This window comes from Flavobacterium sp. B167r (assembly GCF_056824315.1).
Genome location: NZ_CP124859.1, coordinates 757,560 through 775,787, shown reverse-complemented (window position 1 = coordinate 775,787; position 18,228 = coordinate 757,560). Strand labels below are relative to the sequence as shown.

Annotated in this window: 15 protein-coding genes; 3 read left to right on the top strand and 12 right to left on the bottom strand. The window is 33.1% G+C overall.

Annotation, left to right across the window (positions count from 1 at the left end; genetic code table 11):
* Positions 1-233 precede the first annotated feature (233 nt).
* The 12 genes from pgi to QLQ96_RS03665 all read right to left on the bottom strand — a co-directional run bounded on the left by pgi (position 234) and on the right by QLQ96_RS03665 (position 14,664).
* Positions 234-1,877: a glucose-6-phosphate isomerase gene (gene pgi, locus QLQ96_RS03720; protein WP_482494781.1), complete on the bottom strand. Its 1,644-nt coding sequence runs from the start codon at positions 1,875-1,877 to the stop codon at positions 234-236.
* Between the two features lie 128 nt (positions 1,878-2,005).
* Positions 2,006-2,746, bottom strand: a complete 741-nt coding sequence (locus QLQ96_RS03715; RefSeq protein ID WP_482494779.1) for a YARHG domain-containing protein — start codon at positions 2,744-2,746, stop codon at positions 2,006-2,008.
* A 58-nt stretch (positions 2,747-2,804) separates the two neighbouring features.
* A complete protein-coding gene (locus QLQ96_RS03710) occupies positions 2,805-3,425 on the bottom strand; it encodes a hypothetical protein (RefSeq protein ID WP_482494778.1) in 621 nt (206 codons plus the stop codon).
* Between the two features lie 36 nt (positions 3,426-3,461).
* Positions 3,462-4,682 (bottom strand): peptidoglycan DD-metalloendopeptidase family protein, encoded by a 1,221-nt coding sequence (locus QLQ96_RS03705; RefSeq protein WP_482494776.1) that lies wholly within the window; start codon positions 4,680-4,682, stop codon positions 3,462-3,464.
* Between the two features lie 23 nt (positions 4,683-4,705).
* Positions 4,706-5,647: a tryptophan 2,3-dioxygenase family protein gene (locus QLQ96_RS03700; protein ID WP_482494774.1), complete on the bottom strand. Its 942-nt coding sequence runs from the start codon at positions 5,645-5,647 to the stop codon at positions 4,706-4,708.
* Positions 5,647-6,417: a DUF3108 domain-containing protein gene (locus tag QLQ96_RS03695; protein ID WP_482494772.1), complete on the bottom strand. Its 771-nt coding sequence runs from the start codon at positions 6,415-6,417 to the stop codon at positions 5,647-5,649. The genes QLQ96_RS03700 and QLQ96_RS03695 overlap by 1 nt, the downstream gene beginning before the upstream one ends.
* Positions 6,418-6,715: 298 nt before the next feature.
* A complete protein-coding gene (gene hppD, locus QLQ96_RS03690) occupies positions 6,716-7,876 on the bottom strand; it encodes a 4-hydroxyphenylpyruvate dioxygenase (RefSeq protein ID WP_482494770.1) in 1,161 nt (386 codons plus the stop codon).
* Positions 7,877-7,963: 87 nt separating this feature from the next.
* A complete protein-coding gene (locus tag QLQ96_RS03685; RefSeq protein ID WP_482494768.1) occupies positions 7,964-8,323 on the bottom strand; it encodes a four helix bundle protein in 360 nt (119 codons plus the stop codon).
* A 137-nt stretch (positions 8,324-8,460) separates the two neighbouring features.
* Positions 8,461-9,618 (bottom strand): homogentisate 1,2-dioxygenase, encoded by a 1,158-nt coding sequence (locus QLQ96_RS03680; protein WP_482494767.1) that lies wholly within the window; start codon positions 9,616-9,618, stop codon positions 8,461-8,463.
* 315 nt (positions 9,619-9,933) lie between these two features.
* Positions 9,934-12,228, bottom strand: a complete 2,295-nt coding sequence (locus QLQ96_RS03675) for a patatin-like phospholipase family protein (protein WP_482494765.1) — start codon at positions 12,226-12,228, stop codon at positions 9,934-9,936.
* An 8-nt stretch (positions 12,229-12,236) separates the two neighbouring features.
* The gene (gene uvrC / locus QLQ96_RS03670; protein ID WP_482494763.1) at positions 12,237-14,027 is read right to left on the bottom strand and encodes an excinuclease ABC subunit UvrC; all 1,791 of its coding nucleotides are present in this window, start codon (positions 14,025-14,027) and stop codon (positions 12,237-12,239) included.
* A 109-nt stretch (positions 14,028-14,136) separates the two neighbouring features.
* Complete coding sequence (locus QLQ96_RS03665; RefSeq protein ID WP_482494761.1) at positions 14,137-14,664, bottom strand: hypothetical protein; 528 nt, start codon at positions 14,662-14,664, stop codon at positions 14,137-14,139.
* Between the two features lie 105 nt (positions 14,665-14,769).
* Here QLQ96_RS03665 and QLQ96_RS03660 point away from each other — a divergent pair, with 105 nt between their 5' ends.
* From QLQ96_RS03660 to QLQ96_RS03650, 3 genes are all read left to right on the top strand, one after another.
* Complete coding sequence (locus QLQ96_RS03660; RefSeq protein ID WP_482494760.1) at positions 14,770-15,747, top strand: succinylglutamate desuccinylase/aspartoacylase family protein; 978 nt, start codon at positions 14,770-14,772, stop codon at positions 15,745-15,747.
* Positions 15,734-16,306, top strand: coding sequence for a 5-formyltetrahydrofolate cyclo-ligase (locus tag QLQ96_RS03655; protein WP_482494758.1), 573 nt, complete (start codon positions 15,734-15,736; stop codon positions 16,304-16,306). The genes QLQ96_RS03660 and QLQ96_RS03655 overlap by 14 nt, the downstream gene beginning before the upstream one ends.
* 366 nt (positions 16,307-16,672) lie before the next feature.
* Positions 16,673-18,220, top strand: coding sequence for a vWA domain-containing protein (locus QLQ96_RS03650; protein WP_482494757.1), 1,548 nt, complete (start codon positions 16,673-16,675; stop codon positions 18,218-18,220).
* Positions 18,221-18,228: the final 8 nt, after the last annotated feature.

Genomic DNA, 18,228 nt, shown 5'->3' with positions numbered 1-18,228 from the left:
TTTGTGCTACGCATTAAAACGAATTTTTCTCTTTTTGTTAGAAAAAATATTGGTTTGTTGAATTTATACAAGGCTTTTTTGTTAAAAACGTAATTATTTGAACAAGGTTGTAAGTTGTGTCGTGCAATTGAACGTTGATTTCTGTTTTTTGTCGGTATTTTACGTAAAAAACGTCCTAATTTTACTGATAATTAGGACGTTTTAAAAGTTAAAGAATATTTAAGTAAATGTTTCTATTTATTTTTTAAGAAATGATTTAACAAAAATGAAGTCGAACTATCGTGATCTTTAACAGTCTTAGAATTGATTTCATCCAAGATAGAATTTGCTAATTGCTTACCTAATTCAACTCCCCATTGGTCAAAACTGAAAATGTTCCAAATAACACCTTGAACGAAAATTTTATGTTCGTATAATGCTATTAAAGATCCTAAACTTTTTGGTGTAAGTTTTTGAATCAAAATGGTATTTGTTGGTTTGTTTCCTGTAAAAACTTTAAAAGATCTTAAGTAAGATGCTTTGTCAGCCGCAAGTCCTTGCTTGTCAAATTCTGCCTGAACTTGTGCTTCTGTTTTTCCATTCATTAAAGCTTCTGTCTGCGCAAAAAAATTGGACATTAATTTGTCGTGATGATCTTCGTTGCCATAAAGCGGTTTTACAAATCCGATGAAATCTGTCGGAATTCTTTTTGTCCCTTGGTGAATTAATTGGAAGAAAGCATGTTGCGAGTTTGTTCCTGGCTCTCCCCAAATGATTGTTCCAGTTTGATAGTTAACAGGTTTTCCGTCGCGACCAACACTTTTTCCATTACTTTCCATAAAAGCTTGCTGTAAATAAGGAGCAAGTTTGTGTAAATATTGTGTGTATGGAATTAAAGCTTCGCTTTCTGCGCCATAAAAATTATTGTACCAAACGCTTAATAAAGCTAAAATAACTGGAATGTTTTCGTCAAATTCTGCTGATTTAAAATGCTCATCCATTTCGTTTGCTCCAACCAATAATTGGTTATAGTTTTCAAATCCAACAGCTAAAGCAATGCTTAGACCAACTGCACTCCATAAAGAAAATCTTCCGCCAACCCAATCCCACATAGGGAAAACGTTGTTTGGGTTAATTCCGAACTCGGTTACTTTCTGAATGTTTGTGGAAACTGCTACAAAGTGTTTTGCAATATCTTCTTGAGAAGCCGATTTCAAAAACCATTCTTTGATAGTCTCTGAATTAGAAAGTGTTTCCTGAGTAGTAAAAGTTTTAGAAACAATCACGAAAAGTGTTGTTTCAGGATTTAGTTTTTTGATAACTTCATTTACGTGATCACCATCAACATTAGAAACGAAATGTGTATTTAAAAGGTTTTTGTAAAACTGCAAAGCTTCAACGGCCATAACTGGGCCAAGGTCAGAACCGCCAATTCCAATATTTACGATATCAGTAAAAGCTTTTCCTGTGTATCCTTTTCTTTGTCCAGAGATTACTTCTTCTGTAAAATTTTTGATTTTGTTTTTTACTTCGAATACTTCTGGAATTACATTTTCTCCATCAACATTAATAACAGCTGATTCTGGAGCACGTAATGCAGTATGCAAAACAGCACGATTTTCTGTCTGATTGATTAATTCTCCTCCAAAATATTGCGCAATTGCATCTTTCAGTCCGATCGAGCTTACTAATTCTAATAAAAGAGAAACAGTTTCTTGATTGATATTATTTTTTGAGTAATCTACTAGAAAATCATTCCATTGCAAATTGAATTTTTCAGCACGTGCACTATCTTGTTGAAACAATTCTTGTATTGTGGTTTCGTGAATTGCGTTATAGTGGTTTTGTAGATTTTTCCACGCTTCAGTCCCAGTTGGGTTTGTTGTGTTTAAAGCCATTTTATCTATAATTGAGTTTGTTCTATGAAACACAAAAATACTGAAATAACTTTTAAAAGGGGAATGGTTTGCGATTATATAACAATTAGTTACGAAAACGTTTTATGTCGTATTTCGTTTCCGCGAAGTTATCCTGCAACTGCCAGTCTTATAAATTTGAGTTTGTTTTGCGTAAACTTAAATTGCCATTCATACATGTATTCATTTTCAGAATGATAATCGGTATATTCGTCAAAATCGTCAATTATTTGAGAATGAGTCATGAAATTATATGAGATTCTAATTTCGTCATTTTCAATATAAACAGAGTATGCAATTTGAACAAAACCATTGTCTTCAACGGTTTTAAACATTCCTTTGCTTTTGTAATAGTTGATGTCATTGAGGTTTATTTTATTAAAAACCTCTTTTAGTAATTTTTTTTCATCAGTATTGTCTCTTTGTTCGTAGCTGAAATTATAGGTTTTTTTTAATTCGCTAATCTTATCTTGGTTAACTAGCTCCTTTAAATTTTTAAGCTGAACAATAAGTTCTTTTTTTTCGTCTACTAGAGTTTTAGTAACGTCTTTTAAAAAGGAGACATTCTTCTTTTCGATATCATTTAAAACTACTTTTTTATTGTCGCCAGCTGATTTGTACCAAGATTTACTTCCAAAGTATTCTTGAAATCTTGAGTTTTCAAATGAATAACCGTTTCTAGCAAAAATTTCATTAGTTAAAAGCCTAACGTTATCTATATTTAGATTTTTAACCTGTTCTTTCTTTATTAATTGAGTTTTACATATTGAACAGTCTTTTATTGTTTGTCCAAATGAGGTTTGTAAGAAAAATAAAATTATTAAACTGGCTATTATTTTAATGTTGATCATTTTATGAAATAAAAATAAGTCACTAATTATATATAAGTTATGATTGATATCTTTGAAATTACCAAAATTTCCACCAAGGCTTTTTATTGATTTCGATGATTTTCTTCGTTACATCAACATCGATTCTTTTTGGCGATTCGGTTTTAATTTTAGAATCATCAAAAAACAATTTTCCGCTTTCGTCCATTCCAAGAGGAAGTTTTGTTCTTTCTTTCCATTCTTCGGTTTGTAATTCTGGAATTATTGTGGCATCGATTTTTTCGCGAAAGCGTTTTTGAGCTTTTTCTATAATTTCTTCTTCTAAGTTTGAAGATGAATTTTTGAAAAGCGAAATTGAATTGTCTGGAATATTCAAAAGAAAAATTTGTGTTTTGTCTTCAATTTTTTGGATGTCCAATACTTTGAAATAAGCGATTGAATCTAAAAGGAAATGTCCGTTTTTTGCAGAAGCAGGATTGAATTTAGACAAATCTTTTGCATGTGCGCTAGCGATCAAATATCTGCAATTGCCCGAAAGTCCTCCGGCAATCGAAGTCATATCAGTAAAACCTTTTTCTTGAATGATTTGTCCGATTTTATAATTTAAAATTAAACTTTCAGGAAGATTCGTGTCTCTGTAAAATAATTTTAAACCAGAAAAAGTTTCATGGTAAATGGTTTTAAGACGTTCATTTTTCATGATTTCAATTCAGAATGATTTTCAAAAATAGATTATTTACAGATTTCCAATACTATCCAATTCTCTTTTTAAAGGTTCAATCTGGCTCATGAAACGTGTTCTGTCATTTCCAGTTAAAGATTCTCCAGTTGGAAGATTCAATCGAAGCGCATCAACTTGTACTCCGTTTTTCCAGAAACGGTAACAAACGTGAGGTCCAGAAGCCAGACCTGTGCTTCCAACCAAACCAATTGTCTGACCTTGCGTTACGCGTTGTCCGCGGCGAACCAAAATTTTAGACATGTGTAAATATTGAGTAGAGTAGGTTCCGTTGTGTTTTACTTTTACAAAGTTTCCGTTTCCTGCTGTGTATCCAGTTGCTTCCACAACTCCTGAAGCCGTTGTCGAAATCGGAGTTCCGGTTGGAGCTGCATAGTCGGTTCCTTTGTGTGCTTTCCAGGTGTGCTGTACCGGGTGAAATCTGTTCATTGTGAATCGTGAAGTGATTCGGCTGAATTTGATTGGAGTTTTTAAGAAGAAGTTTTTCAGTGTTTTTCCTTCGCTGTCGTAATATTCAATCTTTCCAGAAGTAGTATCTCTTTCAAAAGGGAAAGCATAAATGATTTTTCCTTTATATTCAAAAAATGCGGCTTCAAGATCTTCAACACCGTCATAAGTTTTTCCGTTAATGAAACGTTCGGTAAAAATTAATCCGTAACGATCTCCTTTTTTTATTTTGAAGAAGTCAATAGACCAAGAAAATACTTTTGTAATTCGGCTTGCCAAAGCTGTTTCAACACTTTCGTTTCCTAAAGTTTCAGACAATGAACTTTTCAGAACGCCGCCAATCATCTTTCTTTTAAAAGTAACAGGTTTTATTTTTTTGTATGCTTTTGCGATGCTATCTCTAAAGTCAATAACATAATAGCTTAAAGCATCTGGCTGATAAATGAAAACCTGAAGATTATTTGTTTTGTTTTTAGAGCGAAGTAAAGTAAAAGGTTTGTTGTAGCGCATGCTTCTTACATTGAAAGAATCTTTTACCTGCTCAACAATATCGTGTACTTTTTTGTCTCCAATGTTTTGACTTTGAAGAATTGAGCCAAAAGAATCTCCTTTTGAAATAGTATCATTAACAACATTAAAGTCTGCGTAATTAAAACCGAATTCTATTTTTTTGGTTGCTGGTTTAGTAATTTTGGTTTCTACTTTTTCTTCTGCTTTTTTACATGAAAAAATAGAAAACAAGACAATTAAAATTACGACTGCTTTTTTCAAACTTTAAAATTTTTGTAGAGAAATTAAACTTCGTTTTCATTTCCCCAATTGGACAATTCTTCTTCGGTCCACAATTTAGGAAAAAAGATGCGTCTTTGGTATTTTGGGTGCATATATTTTTGCCAATCGCTTCCTCCTGTCGCTTCACCATTGCCTTTTCCGCTTTCTAAAATGTATTTTCTTGCGGTATTAAGGTGCTGCATTACCCAAATAATATTTACTGTTTTGTCGTAATGGCGCATGGCATCGATTAGCTCTGCATTTTGTTGATCTTCAATCGGTAACTGGATGAATTTTTGCCAAAGGTTTTTTATTTTAAACGAAGACATTTGTCTTAAAAACTGCTCTTTGTATTTTTTTTCAAACTCATTAAGCAAATATGATTTTTTGCCAGTTTGATAATCTTTTCCGGCAGCTTGCCAATAAAGATGTTCAAAGCTTGTTTCTAAATCGGTATTTTCGTCAAAGTTTGCTTTGTATCTGCGGTCTGTTAAATTGATAACATCTGTCGAAGCAAATTCGATCATTCTATATTGTGCGCTCTGAAAACCACTTGCCGGAGTAAGCGTGTTTCTAAATTTCATGTATTGATCTACTTCCATACCATTTTCCATTATGCTGAAAGAGTTGGTAAGCATGTCAAAATATCTTGTAATTCTTGATAATCTTTCGCTGAAAAAGCCAACCTGAATGTTTTCTGTTTCGGCAATCTGATCAATTTCCCACAGAATCATTTTAAAGATCAATTCATTTACCTGATGATACATAATAAAAACCATCTCATCAGGAAGTGTGGTGCGCTGAATTTGCAGGTTCAAAAGTGCGTCAGTTTGAATATAATCCCAATATGTGATGGGTTTACCCCAAAGCAATCCTTCTAATTGAACATCAGTTTTTTGATTTATGCCTTGAAATTTAAGATCAAGTTCTTTTAAAATTGCTTCAGAATTATCTGTAGGGTTCATTATTTTTTTACTTTAAGTGGACTTTGCAATCCTTTATATTCGTCGAGATCAGCTTTAAGAGATCCTACAGCCAAATCTGCTTTTATTCTAATAGGAACTTTGTTTACATCATCTGTTATCCAGAGTGTTAAGCTCTCTTTTTCTTTAAATACTCTGCCTGTCTGTACTAATGGTTTAAAAACCATCGTAGAAACGGTTCCAAATTTAGTCGTAATATCTTGACGACCTACATATTTTAACTTAAATTTTGTGATTTCATCATCAAAAAACATATCGATTGTAATGGCTTCACCAGCTTTAAGTTTATCGATGTTTGGGTGGTTTCTCAAAAAGTAAAATGCAGACACAATATCTTGTACGTCTTCTGATACAATAATCGTTTTTTCTGATTTGCGTTTGTAATCTTTTACTAAAACCCTATTTTCATTTTGATTGAAAAAACCTTCTTGATTTTTGGTATAACCGCCTTCGTCAATTTTTCTAACGTAGCGATATGGTTTTCCTGTTTCTTTATCAAAATAGCTTTCATACAAATCTTCTACTTTAAAGAAAAATTTAGACATTCCAGTAGTGTAGCCTTTTCCAACAGAGTGAAATACCTTTTTGTTGTTTATTGTAGCGTCTTTAATTTCAAGAGTAGCATATCCGGCATTTACAATTCCGTAATGTATTCTAAATTTAAAATATTCTCCAGTATCGAAAGCATCTTCTTTTTGAGGCGCGAATGAAAGGATTGTTAGTGCAAATATAGCGAGGATGATCTTTTTCATAGTACATTCTTTACATTTCATTATAAAGATAGACAAATGCAAATTCTATTCCAAATGTCCTAAAACAAAAAAACTCAGTCAAGGATGACTGAGTTTTTATGCTATTAACTAACCAAAAAACTATAAATTATGAAATTTATATCAATTCGGAAGGAAACCACCCCTTCCTGATTTGCGAGTGCAAAGATAGATAGAAAGTTCAAAAATCAAATAGCAAAAGTCAAGTTTAACATAACATTTGCAAAAAAAGCATCGTTTTTTGGAGAATTCTACTGTTTTCTATATGAAAATTAACATTTTATAGCGTTCCTCTCAATTCTTGCTCTCTTTCGATTGACTCAAAAAGAGCTTTAAAGTTACCTGCACCGAATCCTTTTGCACCCATTCTTTGAATAATTTCGAAGAAAAGCGTCGGTCTGTCCTGAACTGGCTTCGTAAAAATCTGTAATAAGTACCCATCTTCATCGGCATCGACCATGATTGCTAACTTTTCAATTTCATTTAAATCTTCTTTCATCATATCCATATGAACACCCAATCTTTCTGGAATTGCTTGATAATAAGTATGAGGAGGAGCAGATAAAAATTCAACACCACGTGCTCTTAGCTGAGATACTGTTTTAATAATATCATCTGTCGCAATGGCAATATGCTGAATTCCAGGTCCACCGTAGAAATCTAAATATTCTTCGATTTGTGATTTTTTCTTTCCTTCAGCCGGTTCGTTGATTGGGAATTTTATTCTTCCGTTTCCATTCGACATTACTTTACTCATCAAAGCTGAATATTCTGTAGTAATTTGTTTGTCGTCAAAAGATAAGAAATTCACAAATCCCATAACATCTTCGTAGAATTTTACCCAAGTATTCATTTCGTTCCAACCCACATTTCCAACCATGTGATCAATATATTTTAATCCCGTTGGTTCTGGATTGTAGTCTGATTTCCATTCTTTATAACCTGGTAAGAAAACACCATTATAGTTTTTTCTTTCTACGAAAATGTGAACGGTTTCTCCGTAAGTATAAATTCCTGAACGAATCACTTGGCCGAATTCATCTTCTTCAACAGTTGGCTCCATGAAAGAACGTGCGCCACGTTTCATCGTTTCTTCGTAAGATTTTGTAGCATCTTCAACCCAAAGTGCCGCAACTTTTACGCCATCTCCATGTTTTTGAAGATGTGCATGAATTGGCGAATCCTGCGTTAAAGGCGTTGTCAAAACAATTCTGATTTTGTCTTGTTTCAAAACGTAAGATGCTCTGTCTTTAACTCCAGTTTCTAATCCGGCGTAAGCCAGTGACTGATACCCGAAAGCTGTTTTATAATAATGTGCAGATTGTTTTGCGTTTCCAACGTAGAATTCTACATAATCTGTTCCTAATAATGGAAGGAAATCTTGAGCTCCTTCAAATATTTTCTCTAATCCGTATTCTACTGATTTTACTTCCTTACTCATAATTAGATAATTTGTCAATTAGATAATTAGATAATTTGAAAATTCGGCAATTGAAATAATTTTCTAATTGACACATTGACTAATTATCTAATTCCTCTTAGATGTTGATATTATTTTATTTAAAATTTTTAAAATTTCTGTTAACTGATTTATCAGTTCTTTGCAATTTGGATAATCTTTATGGGCGTCACACAAAAACAACCAATATTCAGTTTCGTCTGCTTCTTTAATTGCAATTTTTAATTTGTGTATAAAGTCGGCTTTACTTTCTGCGTTTTGCGATTCTTTTGAATTTGCTCCAATTGATGTTCCGCTTTTTAATAATTGATTGGCTATAACAAACTTTTTCTGTTCTTGAAGTTCAGTAGTATAATCAATTATGTTTAAGGCGAAATTGAAAGTTTTAATCAAAAGAGCGTTGTCTTTATATTTTTCGTTAAAGGTCATTTAGTTTAATTAGATAATTTGAAAATGTGTCAATGAGATAATTTTTTTGTAGGTTTAAATTACAATATTTATTTGAAATTATTTCATTTATGCGTTTTCAGAGCATTTTCTAATTTTTTAATTGCCACATTCACTAATTATTCACACCACGACTTGTAGTACTGACCATCATCCAATCCCATCGCTTCTTCAGTAACCATTAATGGACGGAAAGTATCAACCATCACTGCTAATTCCTGAGTTTCTTTGTGACCGATGCTTCGTTCCATTGCGCCTGGTGCTGGCCCGTGTGGAATTCCTTTTGGATGTAAAGTAATATGACCTTGCTCAATATTATTACGGCTCATAAAATCGCCATCAACATAATATAGTACTTCGTCAGAATCTATATTGCTGTGATTGTATGGCGCCGGAATAGCTTTCGGATGATAATCGTAAAGTCTTGGGCAGAATGAACAAACGACAAAAGTAGCCGTTTCAAAAGTTTGATGTACTGGTGGCGGTTGGTGAACGCGCCCCGTTATAGGTTCGAAATTATGGATTGAAAATCCGTATGGGAAATTGTAACCGTCCCAACCCACAACGTCAAAAGGATGTGTTGCATAAACCACTTCGTGAATCATGCCTTCTTTTTTGATTTTAATTAAAAAATCACCTTTTTCGTCGTGCGTTTCCAATTCGTTTGGCAAAATAAAATCACGCTCGCAAAAAGGAGAATGTTCTAAATGCTGACCCGATTGGTTTTTATAACGCTTTGGCGTATAAAATGGAGAATACGATTCTACATAAAAAAGTCTATTGTCTTCGGTTTCGAAATCAATTTGGTAAATAATGCCACGTGGAATAATTAAATAATCGCCATATTCAAAAGGAATATTTCCTAACATGGTTCTTAATTTTCCTTTTCCTTTATGGATGAAAAGCATTTCATCGGCATCGGCATTTTTGTAGAAATAATTTCGAAGCGATTCTTTCGGCGCAGCCAAACCAATAATACAGTCTTTGTTGACCATCATGGCTTTTCGGCTGTCTAAAAAGTCATTTTCAGGTTTTAATTCAAAACCTTTAAAAAGTAATGATTTTATGTTTTTTCCGATTGCAATTTTGGGTTCAACCGAATAAGAATTTAGAATTTCTTTAACCTGAGTTGGTCTGTGAACATGGTACGATAATGACGAATGTCCGTGAAAACCTTCGGTACCAAACAATTGTTCGTAGTAGAAACCTCCGTTAGGTTTTTCGAATTGGGTGTGTCTTTTTTGAGGAAAATCTCCAAGTTTATGATATAATGGCATGGCTTTTCAATTAGATAATTTATAGAATTAGATAATTCGAAAAATTTGAATTGTGTGAACAGACAATTAGTTCAATTTAGTATTGACTAATTATCTCAATTCGATAGCTTCATTCAGGATTTCTCTTGATGAGGAATTGAAGATATTCTAATAAACCTGTCCAATTTGTTTTCATTATAACAAATGTCGTAATTTTTTCGAAGTAAAAATAAAAATTATATTATTTATAACTAAAAAATATTCTGATTTTTTTGATTTAATTTTTACAAAGCAAAAAAATAGCCTGATTTCATTGAAGTATTCTCGGTTAAAACATTAAAACAAAAATCCAATACTAAACCATGTAAAGCTTTTTGACATTTCTGGAGACCAAGATTGTTTGATTTCTATAGGGCCAATAATGGTTTCTAAGCCGTAACCAACTGCATAACCTGTATACTTTGGCATAGAAACCCAGTCAACACCAGAGAAAATATCATTTCCAAGATTGGCAAAATTAGCAGATAAATTTATATGGTTTTTTCTAAGAATTTCGTAATCGAGTGTAATTCCAGTTTTGATATAACTATTGCCTGCAATACTTAAAAAGTCGTAACCATAAAAATAATTAAAGTTGTTGATTTTGTTATAACCGTAACCTCCTAAAATAAAGTCAAAAAATGGCACACTGCTATTTCCGAAAGTAAAACCAGCATCGGCATCAATTTTAAAAGTCGCTTTTCTAAATAAGGTATTCACAAAAGAAATTTCGGCTTTTGCAATTGAAAAAGGCTTGAAAGTATTGGTATAATCTGAAGATGCCATATAAGTCTGCACATCTGAAGAAAAATACAAACCAGAACTTGGGTAATATTTTTCATCAAGCGAATCGTATTTTAAATAAGCAAAGGCGCTAAAATAACTGCTTTTGTCAATTATGTTATCTTCGTTAGCAAGTGTTGGCGAATTGATTTTTAAATATTTGTATTCTAAACCTCCGCCCATTAAAAATTTCTGCACGAAAATAGTCTGGAAATAAGCCTGATTATTGATGTCCATAAAGTCAACATTGATCAAATTGACATTCGGATTTTCATTAAGAACGCCGCTCAAACTCGTAGTTACATTTCGATTAAACTGATTCAATTTTGAACGGAAACCAAAACTGATATTAAAACCGTTTTCTACATAATAATTGAAATCGTATCTGAAATTATCTCCCAGAATAATATCAATAGAAGTGATATCATTTTTTAGAAAGGTCTTTTTATGCGTTAGATTTAATAAAATACCACTTTTGTAAAGTCCGTCATAATGAAGTCCAAGTTTTAAATAGGTCTGGGTTGGATTTTCTTTTAAAACTAAATCAAGATCATCTTTGTCTCCATTTGGCTGAAGGCAATACGAAATTGTGCTAAAGTTTTGCGTAGCATTCAAATTGTTTATTCCAGTTTTTAGACCATCATATGTTATAGTGCTTTCAGGTTTGAAACGAAGTTTACCGCGAATATATTCTTTGGTGTAATTTTCTAATCTGTCTGTATTTATTTTCTCAATATGAAGTGTATCTGTAGCAACTTTTAGTTTTGGTTTTTTATAAAAGTTGTTTTCATTGCTTAAAGATTTGATTTTTTCATAAACAGCAAAAGCGGCTTCTTCTCCTTTTCTAATGATTTCTTCTCCTCTGTCAAACGAAATAACTCCAAAGTCGCGAATATCTGGTCTGATGTAAACATCCGTGTCTTTTATTTTGCTTTTCATTTTATCAATAGACTGTAAGTTGGTAATCTGAACCAAGATTCTCGTGGCATTTTTCAGATTTTTTCTTTTCAGTAAATCATCCTGAACATCGACACCAATAATGATATCGGCACCAAGTTTGCGAACTTCTTGAATCGGATAATTGTTTACAACTCCACCATCAACAAGCAAATTTCCGTCAATTTCAACTGGAGTAAATAGGGAAGGAAAAGCAGCACTCGCCATCATGGCTTGAACAAGATTTCCTTTGTTCAATAAAACTTCTTCGCCTGTTTCAATATTAGTTCCAATACATAAAAAAGGAGTTGGCAGTTGATTAAAATCGCGAACATGGCGCACGTTTCTGGTCAAACTGCTTAATAAATTATAATTGTACATTCCTTTTGAAAGCGCTTCTGGAATACCGACTCTAAAATTACTGAAAGGCAAAACGATTGCATATAATTCGTCATTCTTCTTGCCGTAAAAATTCTTAGAAGAACGCGGAATATAATCGTTTATTAATTCGTCAAAATTGGTTCGTTTAAAAATCGAATCGATTTGAGAAGCATTGTAACCAGAAGCATAAAGTCCGCCAATTACAGATCCCATGCTGGTTCCGCCAATATAGTCAATTTTGATTCCGGCTTCTTCGAGAACTTTTAAAACTCCAATATGCGCAAAACCTTTGGCACCGCCGCCACTTAAAACTAATCCGATTTTAGGTCTTTTTACGCTGTCTTTTTTTATTTCTTGCGAAAAAGATTTTTGCGAAAAGAAAAATGAAGTTAAAAATAGAAATGATAATGCGAACCAGTAAACCTGTCTATCAGATTTAGAAAAAAAATCTTTAGAACAAATATTTGAAATGTACAGTTGTAATGGACGCATAAAAAACTTTAATTGGTTTTGTAAAAATCGACAATTTTTTTTGCTTTAGAAACACCTACAACGTCTGAAATCTCTTTTTCTGTGGCTAATTTTAATCTTTTAACACTTTTGAAATGCTGAATCAAGGCCAGCATTGTTTTTTCTCCAATTCCTGGAATGCTTTCTACAGAAGAATTAAGTGCCGATTTACTTCTTTTATCTCTGTGAAAAGTGATTCCAAATCGGTGAGCCTCGTTTCTTAAATGCTGAATTACTTTTAAAGTTTCCGATTTTTTATCCAGATATAGCGGAATCGAATCTCCTGGATAAAAAAGCTCTTCGAGACGTTTTGCAATTCCGATAATGGCTACTTTTCCGCGTAAGCCTAATTCGTCAATACTTTTTAGGGCTGCAGAAAGCTGTCCTTTTCCACCATCAATAATAATTAATTGCGGTAATGGCTCATTTTCTTCTAATAATCTTTTATAACGGCGGCCGACAATTTCAGTCATCGAAGCAAAATCATCTGGACCTTCAACGGTTTTGACATTAAAATGGCGATAATCTTTTTTGCTTGGCTTCCCATCTTTAAAAACTACGCAAGCCGCAACAGGATTTGTACCTTGAATGTTCGAGTTATCAAAACATTCAATATGTCGAGGTTCAGAAGGAAGACGTAAATCTTTCTGCATCTGAGCCATAATTCTATTAACGTGACGATCTGGATCTACAATTTGCAATTGTTTCAGCTGTTCGATTCTGTAAAATTTGGCATTTCGAATCGATAAATCTAAAATCTGTTTTTTGTCGCCAAGCTGCGGAACGGTAACTTTTAAGTTCTCGCCCAAATCCATTTCAAAGGGAACAATAATTTCTTTTGACAATAATTGAAAACGCTCACGCAATTCTACAATCGCCAATTCTAGTAATTCTTCATCGCTTTCATCCAGCTTTTTCTTCATTTCTAAAGTATGAGAACGAATAATCGAACCGTGAGAAATCTGAAGGAAGTTGACAAAAGCCGCACTTTCATCAGAAACAATTGAGAAAACGTCAATATTGGTAATCTTCGGATTGATAATGGTCGAACGAGATTGATAATTTTCCAGAACCTCAATCTTTTCTTTTATTTTCTGCGCTTCTTCAAACTGTAAATTCTGCGCATAATTGTTCATCAATTTCTTGAAATCCTTTAAACTTTCTTTGAAATTTCCTTTCAAGATTTCGCGAATTGCATTGACTTGTCTTTGGTATTCTTCCAAAGGTTCTAAACCTTCGCAAGGACCTTTACAATTGCCAATGTGATATTCAAGACAAACTTTAAATTTCCCAGAGTTGATATTCGATTCGCTCAAATCATAATTACAAGTTCGAAGCGGATATAATTCTTTGATTAATTCTAAAATGGTGTGTACCGTTTTAAAATTTGTGTACGGACCAAAATATTCAGAACCGTCTTTGACCATTCTTCGAGTAGAAAATATTCTCGAAAAAGGTTCTTTTTTAATGCAAATCCACGGATAACTTTTGTCATCACGAAGTAATACATTGTATCGCGGCTGAAGTGTTTTAATTAAATTGTTTTCCAATAAAAGCGCATCGGTTTCGGTTGGAACTACGATGTGTTTTATGGTCACGATTTTTTTTACCAATACATTTGTCTTGGCAGTATCGTGAATTTTATTGAAATAGGATGAAACCCTTTTTTTTAAATTTTTGGCTTTTCCGACATACAAGATTTTCCCGTCTTTATCATAATATTGATAAACCCCAGGATTATCGGGTAACGTTATAATTTGAAGTTCAAGAGGACTCTGCATAATTACAAAATTAAGCTATTGAGCTTAAAGTTTAAAATTCTTTTGAGTTTCTTCTTCGAAAAAAAAAAGAGTCTTTTAAAATGTAAAAGACTCCTTATAAAAGATATTTTTATTTAATTGAAAAATATTCTGTTTGAAGTAAATGCGTTCTTTCGTCAAAAGTAAAATCTACATATTTAGCATCATCTTTTTTAATGTCGACATTTAATCGGCTTCTTCCTATTTCTTTTTTATCAGCATTGAAAGCTTTTAAAATTAGATCGCCTTTAAAATCATTTTTAGCAATTAAATAAATAGTTACTTTTTTTTCTTTGTCTTCGCTAGAGGCATAAATTTTTTCAGCTTTGCATTCGTCAAAATTTGCTTTAAAAGATGCTTCAGCAATTACATCAGATTGATTGATGCTTTTATTCATTCCAGAATTTATTCCTTTTATGACATCTCCAACGCCTTTAGAAGCACTTTCTGCAGCAGATTTTCCTTGTTCCTGAAGCGCTTTTCCGGCACCTTCGATTAATTTAGATTTTACAGCAATTGCCTCATTTCCATCTTCTTCCGCTTCTTTCATTTTTTCTTCCTTGCTCATGCACGAAGCCATAAGGGTCAATGCGCCGAGTAATATTAATGTCTTTTTCATTCTTTGGTAAATTGGTTATTATTTTTGTTTATTAGGAATTTGAGTATTAAATCCAAAAGTATGAATTTAAAATATAATTTCTATATTTAGATTTTATAATTCTACATGAAAAATAGTACACCATTGGTTATTTTTGGCGAATCGATTTTGCCGGGAGAACACAGAACCATAAATGTCGAAATCGCCCGACTGCATACTACAACCAAGTTGAATATTCCTGTTATTGTACGCCGTTCCAAGCTTGAAGGCCCAACAGTTTTATTTTCTGCTGGAATTCATGGCGACGAAATTAACGGTGTTGAAATCGTTCGCCAGATCATCAGTAAAAAAATAAACAGACCCGCTCGCGGTACGATAATTTGCATTCCAGTAATCAATATGTACGGTTTTGTGAATAAATCTCGAGAATTTCCAGATGGGCGTGACTTAAATCGTGTTTTTCCAGGAAGTAAAAAAGGCTCTCTTGCCAGCCGATTTGCCTATCATATTGTCGAAGAAATTTTGCCGATTTTAGATTATGCTGTCGATTTTCATGCCGGTGGAGCAAGCCGTTTTAATGCTCCGCAAATTAGAATTACCGAAAACAATTCTGAATTGAAAGTTCTGGCCGATATTTTTAACGCGCCTTTTACACTTTATTCCAAAAATATAAATGGTTCTTTTAGAAAAACCTCTGAAACCGCGAATGTAAAAATGCTGCTTTTTGAAGGAGGAAAATCTTTAGATATCAATAATGAAATTGCAAATCAAGGTGTTTTAGGAACAAAACGTTTGCTTCATTATTTAGGAATGCTTGATTCTAAACAAATCATGGAACCTGCATTAACGCCTTCTATTTATATTAAACAATCGGTTTGGATCCGAGCAAAATGTTCTGGTTTGCTTCACGATTTTAATTTAATAGGAAAGTTTGTTACCAAAGGCACTATATTAGCCATTATTACAGATCCGTTTGGAAAGTTTGAACAAAAAATCAAAGCGCCGCACGATGGTTATGTAATTAATGCCAATCATTCGCCAATTGTTTACGAAGGAGACGCAATTTATCATTTATCTAAAATTCCCGATAATGCCGACGAGTAAAAAAGAACTTCGAATAGAATATAAAAATTTCCGTAAAGCACTTTCTTTTGATGAAGTAGAAGAGAAGAGTCTGGCCATTGCAAATCAATTGATCCAAATGCCAATTTGGGATAAAATCTATTATCATGTTTTTCTTCCTATTGAAGAACAAAAAGAGGTCAATACCGAATACATTTTGCATTTGCTTTCTGGAAAAGATAAAGAAATTTTAGTTTCTAAAAGCGATTTCGATACTAGAAAAATGACGCATTTTCTTTTAACGGATAATACTAAAATCAGAAAGAACGAATATAATATTCCAGAACCCGTTGACGGAATCGAAGTTCCTTCTTCTAAAGTTGAAGTGGTTTTTGTTCCGCTTTTGGCTTTTGATGTTTTTGGAAACCGAATTGGTTACGGAAAAGGTTTTTATGATAAATTCCTTGCCGAATGCAAACCTGAAACCTTAAAAATCGGACTTTCTTTTTTCGAATCTGTAAACCAAATCGATGATGTTTTTGAATCGGATATCAAATTAGATTATTGCGTAACGCCTGAGAAAATTTATAAGTTTATTTAATATTCTCAATATTGTAGAAAGACAACGCATGCATATCTATAATTCTGCATGAAAAAAATAATGCCACAGATTAAAGAATTTAAAATGATTAATCCTTTCTAATCTTTTAATCTGTGGCAAAATAAATACCACATTTTATTTCTCACATTCTTCATTTTTACAAAAATCAAAAAAATATTTTCACCGCTTAAAGCCTTTAGAAATAAGGGATTTTGATTTTATTTTCTCGTAAGAAAAATATTTGTAAAGTTTTTGGCACGATTTTGCATACTCGAAAAAATGCAAATAATCACCTCTAGTACATCCGGAATGCTAGTCCTTATTTGAAGCCAATAACCTATTTATTAATTTTTAAAAATTTACTTTATGAGAAATCTTAATTTCTTTATGATGGCATTCCTTGTACTTACTATTTTCAGCTGTAAGAAAGCGTATGGGCCAGACCAAAGTTATGAAACAACTGATTCTGCGGCTGTTTCGATAGAAGCAATTCCAGATGAAATGTATGCTGAACCAAACACAGAAAGTTACGCAGAATTAGAAGAAAATCCGTTTGAATCTCCGCTAAAAGAACCTCTTTCTACTTTTTCTATCGATGTTGATAATGCATCGTACACCAATATTCGCCGATTTATAAATGAAGGACAAAAAGTTCCAAAAGACGCCGTTCGTGTTGAGGAAATGATCAACTTCTTTAAATACAAATATCCGCAGCCAGATGGCGAACATCCGTTTTCTATAAACTCAGAATACAGCGATTGTCCTTGGAATAAAAACAGTCGATTGCTAAAAATCGGTTTGCAGGGAAAAGACGTTCCAATGGCAAATTTGCCGGCTAGTAATTTAGTTTTTTTAGTTGATGTTTCGGGTTCGATGGATGAGCAAAATAAATTGCCATTGCTGAAAGAATCGATGAAAATTCTAGTAAAAGAACTTAGAAGCATTGACAAAGTTTCGATTGTGGTTTATGCAGGATCTGCAGGAGTAGTTTTAGAGCCAACTTCTGGCGATAATAAAGATGAAATTATAGATGCTTTTGATGATTTGCATGCAGGCGGAAGCACAGCTGGAGGAGAAGGAATCGAATTAGCGTACAAACTCGCGCAACAGAATTTTATCAAAGAAGGAAATAATAGAGTAGTGATAGCTACCGATGGTGATTTTAATGTTGGCGCTTCGTCTGATGATGATATGTTGAAATTGATAGAACAAAAAAGAGAATCTGGAGTTTTCTTAACGGTTCTTGGATTTGGGATGGGGAATTACAAAGACAGCAAAATGGAAATCTTGGCTGATAAAGGAAACGGAAATTACGCATATATCGATAACATTCAAGAAGCAAATCGTTTTCTTGGAAAAGAATTTAAAGGTTCTATGTTTGCTATCGCGAAAGATGTAAAAATCCAAATTGAGTTTAATCCGAATCATGTTCAAGCGTATCGATTGATTGGTTATGAAAATCGAAAATTAAAAGCTGAAGATTTTAAAAATGACAAAATTGATGCGGGTGAATTAGGTAGCGGACATTCGGTTACGGCTCTTTATGAGATTGTTCCGACTGGAGTTGACAGTGATTACGTTCCTTCGGATTTAAAATACACTAAAACGCAGAAATCAGCTGAAAATCATAGCGATGAGTTGGCGACAGTAAAGTTTAGGTATAAAAAACCTGATGGCAACAAAAGTGTTGAAATCGTAAATGTAATTGCAGACAGGAAAACAGACTTAGAAAACAGTTCTCAAGATTTCAAATTCACAACTGCTGTTTCTTGGTTTGGATTAAAATTGCGTGAATCAAAATATATTGCAAACAGCTCAAGTTCGGACATTAAAAGATTGGCAAAATCTGGTTTGTCGAATGACGAAGAAGGTTACAGATCTGAATTTGTACGATTGGTTGATGCTGTGAATTAATCATTAAA